Annotated in this window: 18 protein-coding genes and 1 pseudogene; 12 read left to right on the plus strand and 7 right to left on the minus strand. The window is 60.6% G+C overall.

The annotated features are described in order from the left end of the window. The first annotated feature begins 283 nt into the window (after positions 1 to 283). The gene (locus tag AC4PR2_RS21510) at positions 284 to 421 is read left to right on the plus strand and encodes a hypothetical protein (RefSeq protein WP_162837928.1); all 138 of its coding nucleotides are present in this window, start codon (positions 284 to 286) and stop codon (positions 419 to 421) included. Positions 422 to 485: 64 nt separating this feature from the next. On the opposite strand, the gene AC4PR2_RS21515 is transcribed toward AC4PR2_RS21510, so the two are convergent. Continuing rightward, positions 486 to 1,697, minus strand: coding sequence for an MFS transporter (locus tag AC4PR2_RS21515; protein ID WP_337046748.1), 1,212 nt, complete (start codon positions 1,695 to 1,697; stop codon positions 486 to 488). Between the two features lie 231 nt (positions 1,698 to 1,928). On the opposite strand from AC4PR2_RS21515, the gene AC4PR2_RS21520 reads away from it, so the two are divergent. Continuing rightward, entirely contained in the window at positions 1,929 to 2,387 is a 459-nt protein-coding gene (locus AC4PR2_RS21520; RefSeq protein ID WP_060660813.1) for a hypothetical protein, read from the plus strand. Between the two features lie 99 nt (positions 2,388 to 2,486). Then, positions 2,487 to 2,903 carry a DUF2000 domain-containing protein gene (locus AC4PR2_RS21525; RefSeq protein ID WP_060440107.1) on the plus strand — a complete coding sequence of 139 codons (417 nt, stop codon included), beginning with the start codon at positions 2,487 to 2,489 and terminating at the stop codon, positions 2,901 to 2,903. A gap of 12 nt (positions 2,904 to 2,915) precedes the next feature. On the opposite strand, the gene AC4PR2_RS21530 is transcribed toward AC4PR2_RS21525, so the two are convergent. Then, a complete protein-coding gene (locus AC4PR2_RS21530; protein WP_096242171.1) occupies positions 2,916 to 3,266 on the minus strand; it encodes a GFA family protein in 351 nt (116 codons plus the stop codon). Between the two features lie 141 nt (positions 3,267 to 3,407). Here AC4PR2_RS21530 and AC4PR2_RS21535 point away from each other — a divergent pair, with 141 nt between their 5' ends. From AC4PR2_RS21535 to AC4PR2_RS21555, 5 genes and pseudogenes are all read left to right on the plus strand, one after another. Next, the gene (locus AC4PR2_RS21535) at positions 3,408 to 3,617 is read left to right on the plus strand and encodes a hypothetical protein (protein WP_004941260.1); all 210 of its coding nucleotides are present in this window, start codon (positions 3,408 to 3,410) and stop codon (positions 3,615 to 3,617) included. Positions 3,618 to 3,770: 153 nt separating this feature from the next. Further along, complete coding sequence (locus AC4PR2_RS21540; RefSeq protein WP_337046747.1) at positions 3,771 to 4,865, plus strand: SMP-30/gluconolactonase/LRE family protein; 1,095 nt, start codon at positions 3,771 to 3,773, stop codon at positions 4,863 to 4,865. Positions 4,866 to 4,909: 44 nt separating this feature from the next. Further along, positions 4,910 to 5,554, plus strand: a complete 645-nt coding sequence (locus AC4PR2_RS21545; RefSeq protein ID WP_197804037.1) for a Qnr family pentapeptide repeat protein — start codon at positions 4,910 to 4,912, stop codon at positions 5,552 to 5,554. A 293-nt stretch (positions 5,555 to 5,847) separates the two neighbouring features. Further along, positions 5,848 to 6,060, plus strand: coding sequence for a transcription antiterminator/RNA stability regulator CspE (cspE, locus tag AC4PR2_RS21550; protein WP_025302547.1), 213 nt, complete (start codon positions 5,848 to 5,850; stop codon positions 6,058 to 6,060). 114 nt (positions 6,061 to 6,174) lie between these two features. After that, a pseudogene (locus AC4PR2_RS21555) lies at positions 6,175 to 6,252 on the plus strand. Between the two features lie 213 nt (positions 6,253 to 6,465). On the opposite strand, the gene AC4PR2_RS21560 reads toward AC4PR2_RS21555, so the two are convergent. Continuing rightward, complete coding sequence (locus AC4PR2_RS21560) at positions 6,466 to 7,143, minus strand: isochorismatase family protein (protein ID WP_038877740.1); 678 nt, start codon at positions 7,141 to 7,143, stop codon at positions 6,466 to 6,468. Positions 7,144 to 7,403: 260 nt separating this feature from the next. Here AC4PR2_RS21560 and AC4PR2_RS21565 point away from each other — a divergent pair, with 260 nt between their 5' ends. Beyond that, complete coding sequence (locus AC4PR2_RS21565) at positions 7,404 to 7,832, plus strand: universal stress protein (protein WP_060440104.1); 429 nt, start codon at positions 7,404 to 7,406, stop codon at positions 7,830 to 7,832. A gap of 315 nt (positions 7,833 to 8,147) precedes the next feature. Continuing rightward, the gene (gene budC / locus AC4PR2_RS21570) at positions 8,148 to 8,903 is read left to right on the plus strand and encodes a meso-2,3-butanediol dehydrogenase (protein ID WP_025302549.1); all 756 of its coding nucleotides are present in this window, start codon (positions 8,148 to 8,150) and stop codon (positions 8,901 to 8,903) included. Positions 8,904 to 8,946: 43 nt separating this feature from the next. On the opposite strand, the gene AC4PR2_RS21575 is transcribed toward budC, so the two are convergent. From AC4PR2_RS21575 to puuD, 4 genes are read right to left on the minus strand one after another with little or no spacing between them, the layout of a single operon-like run. After that, entirely contained in the window at positions 8,947 to 10,227 is a 1,281-nt protein-coding gene (locus AC4PR2_RS21575) for an NAD(P)/FAD-dependent oxidoreductase (protein WP_492175441.1), read from the minus strand. An 11-nt stretch (positions 10,228 to 10,238) separates the two neighbouring features. Then, positions 10,239 to 11,735 (minus strand): aldehyde dehydrogenase PuuC, encoded by a 1,497-nt coding sequence (gene puuC, locus AC4PR2_RS21580; protein WP_492175442.1) that lies wholly within the window; start codon positions 11,733 to 11,735, stop codon positions 10,239 to 10,241. Positions 11,736 to 11,750: 15 nt separating this feature from the next. Further along, a complete protein-coding gene (gene puuR, locus AC4PR2_RS21585; RefSeq protein ID WP_049288046.1) occupies positions 11,751 to 12,308 on the minus strand; it encodes an HTH-type transcriptional regulator PuuR in 558 nt (185 codons plus the stop codon). Continuing rightward, complete coding sequence (gene puuD, locus AC4PR2_RS21590; protein WP_025302552.1) at positions 12,305 to 13,066, minus strand: gamma-glutamyl-gamma-aminobutyrate hydrolase; 762 nt, start codon at positions 13,064 to 13,066, stop codon at positions 12,305 to 12,307. The genes puuR and puuD overlap by 4 nt, the downstream gene beginning before the upstream one ends. 219 nt (positions 13,067 to 13,285) lie before the next feature. Between puuD and AC4PR2_RS21595 the strand changes: the two genes are divergently transcribed. Both AC4PR2_RS21595 and AC4PR2_RS21600 read left to right on the plus strand, forming a co-directional pair. Continuing rightward, on the plus strand, positions 13,286 to 14,704 hold the full coding sequence (locus tag AC4PR2_RS21595) for a glutamine synthetase family protein (protein ID WP_049296669.1): 1,419 nt from the start codon (positions 13,286 to 13,288) through the stop codon (positions 14,702 to 14,704). Between the two features lie 308 nt (positions 14,705 to 15,012). Continuing rightward, a complete protein-coding gene (locus tag AC4PR2_RS21600; protein WP_025302554.1) occupies positions 15,013 to 16,383 on the plus strand; it encodes an APC family permease in 1,371 nt (456 codons plus the stop codon). The last annotated feature ends 70 nt before the right edge of the window (positions 16,384 to 16,453 follow it).

Genomic DNA, 16,453 nt, shown 5'->3' on the forward strand with positions numbered 1-16,453 from the left:
AAAAGATGAATTTTCAGCATAGATGAACTGAATGAAAACAACACTATCATCACCTTTGCTTAACCGGTAGGGGATTTTTAGTGGCGTATTCCATAGGGTTATTAAGGGCAAGGCGGGCGCCGCACGGTGAACAGGCGGCGGCGTGAGAAAGGAAAGAGGGCTAAATAATTAACAAAATTTATCGATTGTGTTTCATTTTGTGAGCCGCGCTTGCCGCCTGCGCCAGGCTTTCCTAGTGTTGATGAGGGCGGCCGTTCGCCCGATATCACGAAGGAGTATGCAAATGACTGAACACAAACGACTCGGCGTCATCGAGAAAACGCTACTGATCGCCTTTGCCGGCCTGCTGGTGTATTTCGCGGCCACCGGCGCCTTGTCATTATCGGGCCTTGATCATCACTGGCCATATCCTTCGCGATAGGCAGGCACCTGCACCAGGGAAAATTCAGCACCGCTTATAACAAACAGAACGACCTTTCTGCTTATCACCCTGCATTATGCCGCCGGCTGAGAAAAGCCAGCGCCAACAGCGCCCCTGACACCGCCGCCGCCAGCACCAGCCACGCCGGGGCCGCCCAACCGGCCGCGGCCACGATGGCGCTCAGCGCGACCGGGCCGATCACCTGGCCGAGATAGTTCCCCTGCATCACCAGCCCCAGGCTCAGCGGCAGCAGCGTCGGTTCCGGCGTCGCCGCCGGCGTGGCGGCCAGAATGGTGGCGGGCAGCATGCCGGCGATGGCGCAGAACAGGAAACACAGCGGGATCAGCAGGCCGTTGGGCGTCATCGGCAGGAAAATGCCGATGCCGAAGATGCCTATGATCAGGCTGGTGGCCGCGAGCAGCGTTCTGGCGGGCAGACCGCGTGACAGCAGTACGCCGGCGGCGAGGTTGCCGATGATGTTCGCCGCCACCGCCGCCGCGCTGATGCCGCCGGCGGCCGCCAGCGACAGGCCGATGCGTTGCATCAGGAAGATCGGCAGGAAGGTCATCACCGAGAAAAACTGCAGGTTGTAAGTGGTGAACATCAGCGCCAGCAACAGCGGCCGGCGCGCCCGTAGCATCGCGCCCAGCGCTTGCCGCAGCTGTAACGGCGGAACGTGTGCCTCGGCGGTGCGTCGGGGGGTGGTCAGCGGCAGCAGCAGGGCGGCTAGCAGCGTCAGCGCCGCACCGGCCTGCCAACTCTGTTGCCAGTCGGCCAGGTGCGGGCCGAAAAACAGCGAAATGGCGATGCCCGCCGGCATGAAGGTGCTCCAGATGCCGAACACCAGGCTGCGCTGCGCTGGGGCGACGAGGCGGTTCAGCACCGCCGGCGAGGCGACCACCACGATCACGAAGCCGAGGCCTTCGACAAAGCGGCTGACGATCAACCCGCCGAAGTCGTGCAGCGTGGCGCCGGTAAAGCTGGCGGCGCTGATGATCAGCAGCCCAAGCGCCAGCAGGCGCCGGTCACCCCAGCGGCGCACCAACAGCCCGGCGGCGATGCCGCCGAACACGCCGACGAAGGGAAAGGCCGAAATCACCCAGCTCAGCGCCTCCAGCGAACGGCCGAACTCGGCCTGCAGCGCCGGCAGCGCGATGGTGGCCTTGCCCACGTGCAGCGCCGCGGCGATGCCGGCGAACAACACGTTGACGACGGCTAACCAGGGTGTGGCGGCGGGAAGAACGCGGTCGATGGCGTCCGGTTTAATCGCGGTCATAACACTCTCCAGTGGCGGTAACGCCATCACTATGTGCTCTTGCAACGGCTGAGGTCGTTCAAATGCTGCGCTATCACGTGGAGAAATTATTCATTTCGAGCTTTATGGATTGCGCGCCTTCGTTGTTTGGTTCGCCAGCGTGCCGCCCGGCGTGGACGCTCGCCTCCCTTCAGCGGTTTACTGTTCCGGCACGCAGCAGGCGTGTGGTATTCATTTTATAAGGAGCAGTGTATGTCAGAGATGATGAACGAGAGTGGAGCACCGGCCATTGAATGGAGCTATGGCGGCCGGGGTGATGATATCAGCAGCAGCCTGAGCCTCGACACGGTTGAGGAGCAGCCGCAGGGTTTCCTGATGACGGTCGATCGGCCGGTGCAGATCTTTAAAGACGCGCTGTCGCCGATGATGGCCTTTGTTACGCTGCTGCGCCCGCTGTACGCCAAGACGGGCGAGGGCTTTCAGTACGTGCCGGTTTCCAACCCCTGGACCGACGTGCAGCGCCTGCCGGCCAGCGCAGGCTATCTGGGCGTGCAGGTCAACGCCGGGCTGTTCTTCCACGGCGCCAAGCCGACGCACTATAAAGATCGCGACGGCCAAATGAAGCCGATCGACGGCGGCACGCTTTTGCAGAACATCACCGTGCTGCATCAGGTGGCGCAGCCGCTCGGCCCGGGTGAAGGCGCCGTCTGAGTCGGCAGCGTTATCACGGGGGCCGGACGCGGCCCCTTATCGCGCCTTGAAACCGTGCGCCGGTTGGGTAAAACTGGCTGCCTATTCAAGGAGAAGAGCATGTACAGCGACAACGAGAAAAAGTTTTATATCATCCTCAACCGCAATCACGAACCGGCCACGCTGTTTAACGCTTCCTGCCATCTGACGGCGGGCATCACCGATCTGATCGAGCAGCGCGAGTTTCACCACTATCCGAGCAGCCTCGACGGCGTCAGCGCCAATATGAGCCACTATCCGATCGTGATCCTGCAGGCCAAGAACAGCAGCCAGCTCAGCAACCTGATTCTGAAGTGCAAGGAAGAGGGCGTGTTGTCCAACTTCTTCACCACCACCATGCTGTCGCACTCCGCAGAACAGCAGATCGCCGACACCGCCAGTACCCCTTACGAACAGCTGGATTTCGTGGCGGTGGCGCTCTACGGCGACGCCGAACAGCTTAAGCCGCTGACCAAGAAATTTTCCGTCTACCGCTGAAAACGCGGGATCTCAGACGCTGGCGCCGTCGTAGGTGTGGATCTGCAACGCATCCAGCGCAACGTCAGGCACGCAGCGCAGGTTGACGGCGCACATCGCGGCGCCGTCCGGCGCAGTGCCGTAGGCGAAGGGTTGGGCACCGCAGACTCGGCAGAACTGATGGCGGATCTTGTGGTGATTGAAGGTGTAGGTGCTGAGCTGGTCCTGGCCGCTGTTGAGCGTGAAGGCGCTGATGGGGAAGAAAGACAGCAGCAGCCCTTTGCGGCGGCAAATGGAACAGTTGCAGCTGAGGGCTTCGGTGGGCAGTTCGGCGTCCACGGAGAAGGTGACGGCGCCGCAGTGGCAGCTTCCCTGGAATGACATGGCGATGATCCTGTAACAGGGGAGAGTGTTTGCCCAGTATAGTGCAATTTATCGCCACTCGGCCGCGCAGGGCCTGGTTTCCTTAGTAAATGCGCGGTTTTCTGGTAGGTTAGAGGTTAACGTCATCAAAAGGAGAGCGCGATGTTAGAACATTATTATCCGGCCAATATGGGCGCCGAACCGGTCACGGACGAACAGCACAAACGGCTGGTGGCGGTGCAGGCGGCGCTGGAATTGATCAAGGCCACGCTGTCGGATACCAACGACGGCAACGGCGTAGACTTCCAGTTGAAGGCGGCGGAAAAGCACATCGGCCCGATGGCCGACGCCATTCAGGAAGCCCTGAAGTAACGGTTCGCCGTCACCTCAACCGCCCGCACCGGGCGGTTTTTTTTTGCGCTGATTGCTGCGATTTTTTTAGTGGTGCATTGCCTTTTTTCCGGCTGGTGCCGTGAGCGACGCGATCCTACTCTAGCGATCCGAATCCTTATCAGGGTCATGCTCATGTTCCGCTTCAGCCTCTTTTCTTTCTTATTACAGCGCCGCCGGCGCGTCACCCGCTTGGCCGGCGTCGCGCTGCTTCTCAGCGGCGTCATGCAGGCGCAGGCCGCGCAGCGTATCGAATTCTCGCCGGATGCCGCCGGCGCTTATCCTGAGGGCATCGCCTGGAACCCGCGCGCCGGTGCGTTCCTGGTCTCCTCCCTGCGCGGTGGGCAGCTTGGCCTGGTCTACCCGGATGGCCGCTATCGGCGGTTTTCCACCGGTAAGGGGCTCATCACTACCTCCGGCATGCTGGTGGACGCCGAGCGTAATCGGGTGCTGGTGTGCAACGAAGACGTGGGGGTCTCCCTCAGCTCTGCGCCCGGTACGCGCAATCGCGTGGCGCAGGTGCTGGAGTTCAACCTCGATACCGGCGCGCTGCAGCAGACGTACGATCTCTCATCGTTAAGCCGTGGGCCGACGCTGGCCAACGATCTGGCGCTCGACGCGCAGGGCAATATCTACGTGACCGACAGCTTCCAGCCGCAGATTTACAAGATCGACCGGGCAACACGCCAGGTGTCGATTCTGGTGCGCTCAGCGCGTTTGATGCCGGCCGAGGTTCCCGCCGCTGCGCAGGGCACGCAGCCTTATCTCAACGGCATCGTGTCTCACCCGGATGGCTATCTGATTGCGGCGGACTACACCCGCGGGCTGTTATGGAAGGTGACGTTGGATAGCGCGCCTGCGATAAGTGAAATCAGGCTACCGCAGCGGCTGAAAGGGCCGGACGGGCTGCGGCTCAAAAACGCCCATGAATTGATGATCGTACAGTCTTTTCCGGGGGCAAAGGGGAGCATGTCCGGCGACGTAACGCTGCTCTCCTCGAACGACGGCTGGGCCAGCGCGCATATTACGGCGGTCGCCACGCCGCCGGAATTGGATGGGCCGACCGGCGCCGCGCTGCGCGATGGCGAGGTGTGGGTCGTCAACTCGCGTTACCCCCGTTTGTTTGCCGACGTCGCTCAGGCGGAGAGAACCAGGACGTTCAGCATCGTCAGGGTGGCGTTAGAACGGAGGCCCGCCGATCGGCGACGGTTGCCAACCCGGCCGGAATAGGATTAAATGCCGCACTGACTGTATAAATAAACAGGTGCGCTGCGATGAGTCTGATGTTGAAGGGTGAAAAGATCGACCGTAACCGCTTTACCGGCGAGAAGATTGAAAACGGCAGCTTTATGCTGTGCGATTTTTCGGGCGCCGATCTGACCGGCACCGAGTTTATCGGCTGCCAGTTTTACGATCGCGACAGCCGCCAGGGCGGCAATTTCAGCCGCACGATACTGAAAGACGCCAGCTTCAGAAGCTGCGATTTGTCGATGGCCGACTTCCGCCACGCCAGCGCCCTGGGGCTGGAGATCCGCGAGTGCCGCGCGCAGGGTGCTGATTTTCGCGGCGCCAGCTTTATGAACATGATCACCAGCCGCACCTGGTTTTGCAGCGCCTATATCACCAAAAGCAATCTGAGCTACGCCAACTTCGCCAAGGTGGTGCTGGAGAAATGCGAGCTGTGGGAAAACCGCTGGCACGGCGCACAGGTGCTCGGCGCCAGCTTCAGCGGCTCCGATCTGTCCGGCGGCGAGTTCTCCGGATTCGACTGGCGCGCTGCCGACGTCACCCAGTGCGATTTGAGCAACGCGGAACTGGGCGAATTGGATTTGCGCACCACCGATCTGCAGGGTGTCAAAATGGACAGCCACCAGGCCGCGCAGCTGCTGGAGCGGTTAGGGATTGCGGTTATCGGCTAATAAATTGCCCCAGGCCCGTTTTCCACGGTGCCTGGGGGAAATATGTTTACGCGGTTTATGAATATAAATTTAAATATTGCTTGCTTAAATAACTCAGCCGTGTGTAAATAGCGTCATCGGTTTGTAGTACAGACCTTATGAAAGCAGTTTTAGTAAAGCAGTTCTCAGTATTAGCGATATCCCTCAGATACCTCTTCTTCCGCGAATTTTCTTCTCTAGTGCCCCATAAGTTTCCAATAAAAACAGACCTCTATCGCCCTATGGCGTCGCAAAAATAGAAAGGAAATATCTCTATGTCTACTAAAATGACGGGTTTGGTAAAATGGTTTGATGCAGGTAAAGGCTTCGGCTTTATCACCCCGGCAGACGGCGGCAAAGACGTGTTCGTACACTTCTCCGCTATCCAGAGCAACGATTTCAAAACGCTGGACGAAGGCCAACAGGTTGAGTTCACTATCGAAAAGGGTATGAAGGGGCCTTCTGCCGGCAACGTGGTCGCGTTATAATTTTCGGCCAAGGTGCGGTTTCTTACGACAGCGATGAAGGTTTAAGCCGGAGCAGTTAAGAAATAACACCCTCAGCCTGAATAAACTCCGGGTTCGCCCGGAGTCTTTATCGATACGTCATTAGCTCAGCAGGAAGAGCGGCAGCGAAATATTCGTTGGCGGACTGGGGTTCGATTCCTCGATGACGTTCCAATAATTAATTATTATTGGCAACAGAAAAACAGATTTTCGCATAAATAATAATGCCGCTTTCCAGTCTGTTTTCCTGTTGTGAAAAAGTCGCGCTTAGGCTGCGTAATGTTGGAGTGTTGGATGGACGCTTACGCCATAACATGACAGCCGGGAAAGTCACCGGCACATGATTAATAGCCCCGGCCCTGGCCGGGGTTTTTTGTGCCCGCGATCTTAACGCTGCGAGTCCAGCCGTTCGTTGTTTTTCACCACGTCCTGCGCTTTGAGGTAGCTCTCGATCAGCAGCTGATAGGCCGGGAAGATTTTGGTGTAAACCTCGGCCCACTGCTGAGCGTCGGCGCGATTCCAGCTGCCCTGCAGCTCCGAGGCGACGCCGGCGGTGTCGATCGGTACCACGCCGGCCTGCACCACGCGTGCCAGGGTGATTTCCTGCGCCATTTTCGAGTAGGTGCCGGAGGCGTCGATCACCGCGAACACTTTATAGCCTTCGGCCACCGCGCTGATGGACGGGAAGGCCATGCAGACGCTGGTGATGGTGCCGGCGATGATCAAGGTTTTGCGGCCGGTGGCTTTGACCGCCGCCACGAAGTCCGGGTTGTCCCAGGCGTTGATTTCCCCTTTGCGGGCGACGTATTGCGCGTGCGGCGCATTTTGGTGAATTTCCGGGATCAGCGGGCCGTTCGGGCCCTGCGGCACCGAGGCGGTGGTGATCACCGGCAGTTTGCTGAGGGTGGCGATGCTGGCCAGGGCAGCGGCGCGGGCGCGCAGTTCGGTCATCGGCATGTCGGCGACGGTTTGGAACAGGCCGCTCTGGTGGTCGATCAGGAGCATGACTGCGTCATTGGCATCAATAACAGGACGCTGGCCGTTGAAGTTGGCTGGAGTGCTCATGGTGTTTTCCTTTTCTCGTCGTGAGGTCAGTGGGTATCTTCTTTGATTGATAAGGCTGAAACTCAGCACTTGCCTACAGTGTAGGGAGGGGAGAAAAATCCGGTAGACCGTGCAGGCGGGATGCATCGTTCCACAGATGGAACGACGGTGCGGCAGGCGAGTGAATCCGCGCTGGGCTAAACTTAAGATGCATGAGAAACATGCGGCAAGGAGCGCCATCCTGTTTACGGATTACGGAGTTGACGAGGAGGGCCGCCATCATGGCTTACCGGCATATCGTTGTCGCCACGGATCTCAGCGAAGACGCCGAGTTCCTGCTGGGCAAAGGCGCCAGACTGGCCGCCGCGCTCAAGGCCAAACTTTCCCTGATCTATATCGACATTCATCGCGCCGGTTATTACGTCGATCTGGGCGTGGGCGATTACAACTACACCGATCGCACCTTTTCGGAGCGGGTGAAGAATATGCTCAATGCGATCAAAGGGCAGTCGTCCTATCCGGTCGAAGAGGTGATCGTCAGCCGCGGCGCGTTGACGGAAGAGCTGAACCGGGTGGCGAAAGAGAAAGGGTTCGACCTGGTGATCTTTGGCCACCATCACGACGTCTGGAGCCGGCTGGTCTCTGCGGCGCGCCAGGCGATCAACGAACTGAACGTCGATCTGCTGGTTGTCCCCATCGAGAAAAAATAGTCGCGGCCGCCTGCGGGCGGCTGCCGTTTTTCATTCACATCGTTTATCTCTGTGCGGCCATAACCGCACACCTGCAATAGTCTCGCCCGCTGACAATCCGCCAGACAAATAGTGACTCACCGTAATTTTATTTTATCCATCAATATGTTGGCCAAAATCCGATAAAGGTTAATCCAGCGCATTGAAATCACTGACATACCTCCTTTTGGTTAATAAACCGCACGTTTTGACTGGCTCTCAGGGGAGGGGAGCCTTATCCTCGGGGTAATGAGATTTGTATGACTTATATAAATACGTTCACATGGAGGAGGTCTCATGCGTTTTGACAATAAAGTCGTGGTTATCACCGGTGCGGGCAACGGCATGGGGGAAGCGGCGGCGCGGCGTTTCTCCGCCGAGGGCGCCATCGTGGTGCTGGCCGACTGGGCCAAAGAGGCGGTAGATAAGGTTGCCGCTTCGCTGCCGAAGGGCCGGGCGATGGCGGTACATATCGACGTGTCCGATCACGTCGCGGTTGAGAAAATGATGAACGAGGTGGCGGAAAAACTGGGCCGCATCGACGTCCTGCTGAACAACGCCGGCGTACACGTGGCGGGCAGCGTGCTGGAAACCAGCGTCGACGACTGGCGCCGCATCGCCGGGGTCGATATCGACGGCGTGGTGTTCTGCTCCAAATTCGCCTTGCCGCACCTGCTGAAGACCAAGGGCTGCATCGTCAATACCGCGTCGGTGTCCGGCCTGGGCGGCGACTGGGGCGCGGCCTACTACTGCGCGGCGAAAGGCGCGGTGGTCAACCTGACGCGCGCCATGGCGCTGGACCACGGCGGTGACGGGGTGCGTATCAACTCGGTCTGCCCGAGCCTGGTGAAAACCAACATGACCAACGGTTGGCCGCAGGAGATCCGCGACAAGTTCAATGAGCGCATCGCGCTGGGGCGCGCGGCGGAGCCGGAAGAAGTGGCGGCGGTGATGGCGTTCCTGGCCAGCGACGACGCCAGCTTTATCAATGGCGCCAACATCCCGGTCGATGGCGGGGCGACCGCCTCGGACGGACAGCCGAAGATCGTTTAAGCGGTAACGCACAGGCCCGGTCAGGATGACCGGGCCTGCTGTTTTAGACGCCGATGCGGTCGCGCAGCGTGTAGTAGGCTGCGCCGATGGCGGTGAACGGGATCTGCAGATTGCGCCCGCCGAAGAACGGCAGGTGCGGCAGCTTGGCGAAGGCGTCGAAGCGTTCGGCGTCGCCGCGCATCAACTCGGCGATCAGCTTGCCCGCCAGATGGGTGCAGGTCACGCCGTGGCCGCTGTAGCCCTGCATGTAGTACACGTTATTCTCCAACCGGCCGAACTGCGGCATGCGCGACAGCGTCAGCAGGAAGTTGCCGGTCCAGCGATAGTCGATACGCACCCCTTTCAGCTGCGGGAAGGTCTTCAGCAATTTTGGCCGTATCAGGTTGTCGATGTCGTCCGGATCGCGCGCGCCGTACACCACGCCGCCACCGTACAACAGGCGATGATCGGCGGTGATGCGGTAGTAATCCAGCAGGTAGTTACAGTCTTCCACGCAGTAGTTCTGCGGGATCAGCGCCTGCGCGATCTCCGGCGCCAGCGGCTCGGTGGTCACCACCTGAGTGCCGCACGGCATGCTGCGCTTGGCCAGCCGCGGCTCCAGCTTGTCGCCCAGATAGGCGTTGCCGGCGACGATGACGAAACGCGCCTTCACCTGGCCGTTGGCGGTGCTGATGAGCGCCGGTTCGCCGTGGCAGATGTTCGTCACCGCCGATTGTTCGAAGATGCGCCCGCCCTGCAGGCGAATCGCCTCGGCCTCGCCCAGCGCCAGGTTGAGCGGATGGATGTGGCCGCCGCTGTGATCGAGCAGCGCGCCGACGTAGCGATCGCTGGCAACTTCCTGGCGTACCCGATCCGCATCGAGCAGCTCGAGCTGGGTATTGCCATAGCGTTCCCAGTTGCGTTTCTGCTCGATCAGCGCATGGAACTGCTTGTTGTTCAGCGCGGCGAAGATGCCGCCGGGGCGGTAGTCGCAGTCGATGGCGTAGCGGCTGATGCGGCTGCGGATGATCTCCGCGCCTTCAAACATCATGCTGCCGAGCAGGCGGGCGCTTTCCGCGCCGTAGCGCTCTTCAATCACATCGATGTCGCGGCTGTAGGAGTTGACCAACTGGCCGCCGTTGCGGCCGCTGGCGCCGAAACCGATGCGCGCCGCTTCCAGCACCACCACGTTATAGCCGGCTTCCACCAGAAACAGCGCGGAGGAGAGGCCGGTATAGCCGCCGCCGATCACGCAGACGTCGCACTCGATAGATTCATTCAGTTGCGGATAGGGCTGATGTGCGTTGGCCGTGGCCGCATAGTAGCTTTTTACGTGTTCAGTCATGAGATAAGCCCTTATTCCAGCGAGATCCAGGTGGTTTTCAATTCGGTGAACTTGTCCAGCGCGTGCAGCGATTTATCGCGACCGTTGCCGCTCTGCTTGTAGCCGCCGAACGGCACGGTCATGTCGCCGTCGTTGTAGTTGTTGACGAACACCGTGCCGGCCTTCAGCTGGCGCGCCATGCGGTGCGCACGGGCCAGATCGCGGGTCCAGACCGCGGCGCCGAGGCCGTAGTCGCTGTCGTTGGCCAGCTGCAGCGCCTGTTGCTCGCCGTCGAAGGTGGTCACCGCCAGCACCGGGCCGAAGATTTCATCGCGCGCCACGCTCATGGCGTTGTTCACCTGGGTGAGGATGGTCGGCCCCAGGTAGCCTGCGTGGTCGCCCTGCGGATGGTCGCGCCCGTCAAGGAACAGCGCGGCGCCCTGGCTCAGCCCCCGATCGATATAGCCGGCCACTTTTTCGCAGTGGCCGCTGTCGATCAGCGTGCCCATCACCGTGGCGGGATCGAGCGGATCGCCGGGAACGAAGGCCGCCGCGTGTTTGCGCAGCGCCTGCAGGAACGCTTGCTCAATGCTCGCTTCGACCAGCAGGCGAGTGCCGGCGATGCACACCTGCCCCTGATTATAGAAGATGCCGGCGGCGGCGCTGCGGGCGGCCTGATCCAGATCCGGGCAGTCGGCGAAGACGATATTGGCGCTCTTGCCGCCGGCCTCCAGCCAGACGCGTTTCATGTTCGATTCGCCGGCGTAAATCATCAGCTGCTTCGCCACCAGCGTGGAGCCGGTGAAGGTGATGGCGTCGACGTCGCGGTGCAGCGCCAGCGCCTTGCCGGCGTCGTGGCCATAGCCGGGCACCACGTTCAGCACGCCGTCCGGCAGCCCGGCCTGCTGCGCCAGTTTGCCGAGCAGGATGGCGCTCAGCGGCGATTTTTCGGAGGGTTTGAGCACCACGCTGTTGCCGGCGGCCAGCGCCGGACCGAGTTTCCAGCAGGCCAGCAGCAGCGGGAAGTTCCAGGGCACGATGGCGCCGACCACGCCGATCGGCTCGCGTTCGATCAGCGCCAGCGCATCGCGGCCGGTGGGGGCGATTTCGCCGTACACCTTATCGATCGCTTCGGCGTACCAGCGGATGCAGCGAATGGCGCTCGGCACGTCGTCGCGCAGGCTGTGGCGAATCGGTTTGCCGGTGTCTAGCGTTTCCAGCAGCGCCAGCTCTTCGTGATGCTGCTCCATCAGCTCGGCGAAGCGCAGCAGCGTGGCCTTGCGCTGAGCCGGGGCGGCTTGCGCCCAGTCGCCACGCTCAAAGGCGGCGCGCGCCGCGCTGACCGCCCGATCGATGTCGGCGGCTTCGCCCCGCGCGACCTGCGCCAGCTCACGACGCCCGGCGGGATCTTCCACGGCGAAACTTTTCCCCGCGGCGGCCGGCTGGTAGCGGCCGTCGATAAACAGCTGGTGCTCAATCTTCAGGGCCTGCGCCCGTTGTTGCCAATACTGCAAATGGTGAAAGTTCATGCCTGGCTCCGTTGATCAGAATGTCGTCGGCGTATGGGCGCTGATAATCCGGCAAATGCGCGCCGACGTGTTGCTGAAACTGTGGGGGATGCCGGTATTGATGGCGTAGCTTTGCCCAGCCAACAGGTGATAGCTCTGGCCGTTGACCTGCAGCACCACTTCACCCTCCAGCAGCGTGCCGATCTCTTCCCCCTGATGCTTGATGCGCTCGCCGGTGGTGGTGCCCGGTTCGTAGGTCTCGATCATCATCGCCAGCGTGCGGTTCGGGTCGCCGTTGTGGATAAGCTTCATCGAAACGCCCTGGCTGCCGATTTCGATCAGATCGTCACTGCCGATCACGATCTGCGGCTCCGTCGGTTTTTCCGGCTCGGCGAAAAACGCCGACAGCGACAGACCGTATACCGTCAGCAGCTTTTGCAGCGTGCTGATGGCCGGGCTGACCTTGTCCTGCTCGATAGTACTGATGGCGCTGTGGGTTAACCCAGACAGTTCGGCGACCCGGCGCTGCGACAACCCTAATTGTTGACGGATCTGCGACAGACGTTTTCCCGGTGCCAAGCTGACGTCGCTCATGGGCGTTTTTCCTTTTGATAGTTCCGACAGGCGGTAATGAAACCATCAAACAACAGGCGCGACAGGGCGTACTCGTCGCTGTTCCACTCCGGGTGCCACTGCACGCCGAGCGCGAAAGGCTGATCGCGCACGCTGATCGCCTCCACCAGCCCGTCGGCGGCGTGCGCCTCGATGCGAACGCTCGCGCCCAGGGTTTTGGCGCCCTGGCCGTGCAGCGAGTTCACCCAGAATCTGTTGCAATCCGGTATCAGTTGCGAAAGCAGCCCCCCTTCCTGAACGATGACTTCGTGGGCGGGGGCGTATTGCTGTTCCAGCGGCAGGTCGTGATCTTCACGATGCTCCAGCAGCTCGGGCAGTTCGTACAGGCGGCGATGCAGGGTGCCTTGGGTGGCGACCACCATCTCCTGCATGCCGCGGCAAATGGCGAAAAGGGGAATGCGCCTGTCGAACGCCTGGCGGATCAGCGCCAGGCTCAACGCGTCTCGGCCAGGATCGGCGTCAGGCTCATCGCCGTTTTCACCATAAAGGTGCGGCTGCACATTACTGGGGCTGCCCGGCAGCAAAATGCCGTCGAGGCGCGGCAGCAGTTCCGCCAGCATTTCCGGCTCCGCCAGCGCGTGCGGCAGGGCGATCGGCAAGCCGCCGGCGGTGATAACGGCATTCAGGTACTTTTCTTGCAAGGTCTGTGTGAGGTGCCCGTTTAACCTATACCTGCACATGACGACGCCAATGACTGGTCTGTTAAATATATTGTCCATGCTATCCCCTTGGTACGTTCGAAATTATGAACGATAAGCTTCTCCACCGCCGATTTCGTTCAATATTCTATAAATCTAGCAGTCGATTGGGCAATATTCAAACCAAAAGTAACACTTGCAAAACAAATTTGTTTCATCTACGTTTCATTTGTGGGCATTATATTGAACAAGACGGTCAATAAACATCGACGACAGCAAAACACAAACGGCGGGTGAACCATGCAGACCAACATCGTAGAAGTGGAAAACTTTGTTCAGCACAGTGAAGAGAGACGAAGTAGCGCGTTCCAGCGCGAAGTGAAGAAGTACCTGGAGCGTTATCCGTTAACCCAACATGTCGACGTACTGTTGACCGATCTGAACGGCAGCTTCCGCGGCAAACGCATCCCGGTCGGCGGCCTAAGCAAGCTGGAGAAGGGCTGTTACTTCCCGGCGTCGGTATTTGCGATGGATATTCTCGGCAACGTCGTCGAAGAGGCCGGGCTGGGGCAGGAACTGGGCGAGCCGGATCACGTGTGCGTGCCGGTGCCGGGCACGCTGACGCCGTCGGCGGCGGATCCGCAATATATTGCGCAGGTGCTGCTCACCATGCTGGATGAAGATGGCACTCCCTTTGACGTTGAACCGCGCAATGTGCTGAACCGAGTGTGGCAGCGTTTGCGTCAGCGCGGGCTTTCCCCCGTGGTAGCGGTAGAGTTGGAGTTTTATCTCATCGATCGTCAACGCGACGCAGAGGGCTATCTGCAGCCGCCGTGCGCGCCGGGCACGCAAGAGCGCAACACCCAAAGCCAGGTGTATTCCGTCGATAACCTGAACCATTTCGCCGACGTGCTGAGCGAGATCGACGAACTGGCGCGTTTGCAGGGCATTCCGGCGGACGGCGCGGTGGCGGAGGCGTCGCCGGGGCAGTTCGAGGTCAACCTGCACCATACCGACGACGTGCTGCAGGCCTGCGATCACGCGCTGGCGCTGAAGCGGCTGGTGCGCATGGTGGCCGAGAACCACAACATGCAGGCGACCTTTATGGCCAAGCCGTATGAGGAGCACGCCGGCAGCGGCATGCACGTACACATCAGCATGCTGAACGCGCAGGGCAACAACGTGTTCGCCGACGACGACGGCGAAGACTCGGCGCTGCTGAAACAGGCGCTGGCGGGCATGATCGCCCTGATGCCGTCTTCGATGGCGCTGCTGGCGCCGAACGTTAACGCCTACCGCCGCTTCCAGCCCGGCATGTACGTGCCGACCCAGGCCTCCTGGGGGCATAACAACCGCACCGTGGCGCTGCGCATTCCCTGCGGCGATCGCGACAACCACCGCGTGGAGTACCGCGTGGCGGGCGCCGACGCCAACCCTTATCTGGTGATGGCGACCATTCTGGCCGGCATCGTCTACGGCCTGGAAAGCGCGCTGCCGCTGCCTGAGCCGGTGACCGGCAACGGGCTGGAGCAGGACGGGCTGCCGTTCCCGATTCGCCAGAGCGACGCGCTGTACGAGTTCGAACATCAGCCGGTGCTCAATGCACTGCTGGGCGAACGTTTCAGCCATGTCTACCTGGCCTGCAAAACCGATGAGCTGGTGCAGTTCGAGCGCCTGATCACCGAAACCGAAATCGAGTGGATGCTGAAAAACGCCTGATCCCGCTCGCCCTGCGACGACCGCGCGCGTCTGGCGCATTTCATCGGCTCTCCTGTGGCCGGTGAGGCTGCGCGCTGCGGTACAGAATTTCTTCTATCACGGCGTACAGGACGCCGACGAGGAAATAACCATGACTCAGTCATCCCCCTGCGCAGACGTTTGCCTGTGCCGCAGTGCTTACGGGCCGGTCGCCGGCCGCCCGACAGTGATCCCAACCCGTTTTTCCCGCCGCCTGAGCAGCAGTTTCCCCGCGGCCTCTCTGAATGACGTTGCACGGTTGACAGCAGAGGACCAAGAGGGGAAATGCCATGACGATTAAAGCCATCGACGGCGGCCCGGCGGGCAAACCGCAGCTGCGCAAATCCCTCAAGCTGTGGCAGGTGGTGATGATGGGCCTGGCCTATCTGACGCCGATGACGGTGTTCGATACCTTCGGCATCGTCTCCGGCCTCACCGACGGCCATGTGCCGACCTCCTATCTGCTGGCGCTGGCTGGCGTGCTGTTCACCGCCATCAGCTATGGCAAACTGGTGCGCCAGTTTCCTACCGCCGGCTCTGCCTACACCTATGCGCAGAAGGCGATCAACCCGCACGTCGGTTTTCTGGTAGGGTGGTCATCATTGCTCGATTATCTGTTCCTGCCGATGATCAACACGCTGCTGGCGAAGATTTACCTGACCGCGCTGTTCCCGGAAGTGCCGCCCTGGGTGTGGGTGGTGGGCTTCGTTATCCTGATTACCGCCATCAACCTGAAAAGCGTCAATCTGGTGGCCAACTTCAATACCCTGTTCGTACTGGCGCAGGTGGCGATCATTCTGGTGTTTATCTACCTGGTGGTGCGCGGCCTGCACAACGGCGAGGGGATGGGCACGGTGTGGAGCCTGCGGCCGTTCCTCAGCGAGAATGCGCATCTGCTGCCGATCATTACCGGCGCCACTATCCTGTGCTTCTCGTTCCTCGGCTTCGATGCGGTCACCACGCTGTGTGAAGAGACGCCCGACGCCGCCAAGGTGATCCCGCGCGCCATCTTCCTGACCGCGCTGTACGGCGGGGTGATCTTTATCAGCGTGTCGTTCTTCATTCAGCTGTTTTTCCCGTCCATTCAACGCTTCCACCAGCCCGACGCGGCACTGCCGGAGATCGCGCTGTACGTCGGCGGCAAGCTGTTCCAGTCGATCTTCCTGTGCGTGACCTTCATTAACACGCTGGCCTCCGGCCTGGCGTCGCACGCCAGCGTGTCGCGCCTGCTGTACGTGATGGGGCGCGATAACGTGTTCCCGGAGAAGTTCTTCGGTTACATCCACCCTAAATGGCGCACGCCGGCGCTCAACGTGCTGATGGTCGGGCTGGTGGCGCTGTCTGCGCTGTCGTTCGATCTGGTGACCGCCACGGCGTTGATCAACTTTGGCGCGCTGGTGGCCTTTACCTTCGTCAACCTGTCGGTCATCAGCCACTTCTTCATTCGCGAAGGGCGCAACAAAAGCTGGAAGGATCGCTTCAACTTCCTGTTCCTGCCGTTGGTGGGGGCGCTGACGGTGGGGGTGCTGTGGCTGAACCTGGAGAAGAGCTCGCTGACCATGGGGCTTATCTGGGCGACGCTGGGCTTCGGCTATTTGGCCTGGTTGACCCGGCGTTTTCGCCAGCCGCCGCCGCAGCTCGAGCGGCAGCCGCAGCAATAAAATCACAGGCGGGAATTTCCCGCCTTTCTTTTTGGCGCGTGCGGCAGTAGAGTGAAAAACCTGATAAAAA

Source organism: Serratia sp. A07 (assembly GCF_058725505.1).

Coding starts and splice junctions, on each gene's coding strand:
- puuC (WP_492175442.1), bottom strand. CDS start 11,735: ATGAACTTTCACCATTTGCAGTATTGGCAACAACGGGCGCAGGCCCTG.
- AC4PR2_RS21575 (WP_492175441.1), bottom strand. CDS start 10,227: ATGACTGAACACGTAAAAAGCTACTATGCGGCCACGGCCAACGCACAT.
- AC4PR2_RS21530 (WP_096242171.1), bottom strand. CDS start 3,266: ATGTCATTCCAGGGAAGCTGCCACTGCGGCGCCGTCACCTTCTCCGTG.
- puuR (WP_049288046.1), bottom strand. CDS start 12,308: ATGAGCGACGTCAGCTTGGCACCGGGAAAACGTCTGTCGCAGATCCGT.
- AC4PR2_RS21515 (WP_337046748.1), bottom strand. CDS start 1,697: ATGACCGCGATTAAACCGGACGCCATCGACCGCGTTCTTCCCGCCGCC.
- puuD (WP_025302552.1), bottom strand. CDS start 13,066: ATGGACAATATATTTAACAGACCAGTCATTGGCGTCGTCATGTGCAGG.
- AC4PR2_RS21525 (WP_060440107.1), top strand. CDS start 2,487: ATGTACAGCGACAACGAGAAAAAGTTTTATATCATCCTCAACCGCAAT.
- AC4PR2_RS21535 (WP_004941260.1), top strand. CDS start 3,408: ATGTTAGAACATTATTATCCGGCCAATATGGGCGCCGAACCGGTCACG.
- budC (WP_025302549.1), top strand. CDS start 8,148: ATGCGTTTTGACAATAAAGTCGTGGTTATCACCGGTGCGGGCAACGGC.
- AC4PR2_RS21545 (WP_197804037.1), top strand. CDS start 4,910: ATGAGTCTGATGTTGAAGGGTGAAAAGATCGACCGTAACCGCTTTACC.
- AC4PR2_RS21595 (WP_049296669.1), top strand. CDS start 13,286: ATGCAGACCAACATCGTAGAAGTGGAAAACTTTGTTCAGCACAGTGAA.
- AC4PR2_RS21560 (WP_038877740.1), bottom strand. CDS start 7,143: ATGAGCACTCCAGCCAACTTCAACGGCCAGCGTCCTGTTATTGATGCC.
- cspE (WP_025302547.1), top strand. CDS start 5,848: ATGTCTACTAAAATGACGGGTTTGGTAAAATGGTTTGATGCAGGTAAA.
- AC4PR2_RS21600 (WP_025302554.1), top strand. CDS start 15,013: ATGACGATTAAAGCCATCGACGGCGGCCCGGCGGGCAAACCGCAGCTG.
- AC4PR2_RS21565 (WP_060440104.1), top strand. CDS start 7,404: ATGGCTTACCGGCATATCGTTGTCGCCACGGATCTCAGCGAAGACGCC.
- AC4PR2_RS21520 (WP_060660813.1), top strand. CDS start 1,929: ATGTCAGAGATGATGAACGAGAGTGGAGCACCGGCCATTGAATGGAGC.
- AC4PR2_RS21540 (WP_337046747.1), top strand. CDS start 3,771: ATGTTCCGCTTCAGCCTCTTTTCTTTCTTATTACAGCGCCGCCGGCGC.
- AC4PR2_RS21510 (WP_162837928.1), top strand. CDS start 284: ATGACTGAACACAAACGACTCGGCGTCATCGAGAAAACGCTACTGATC.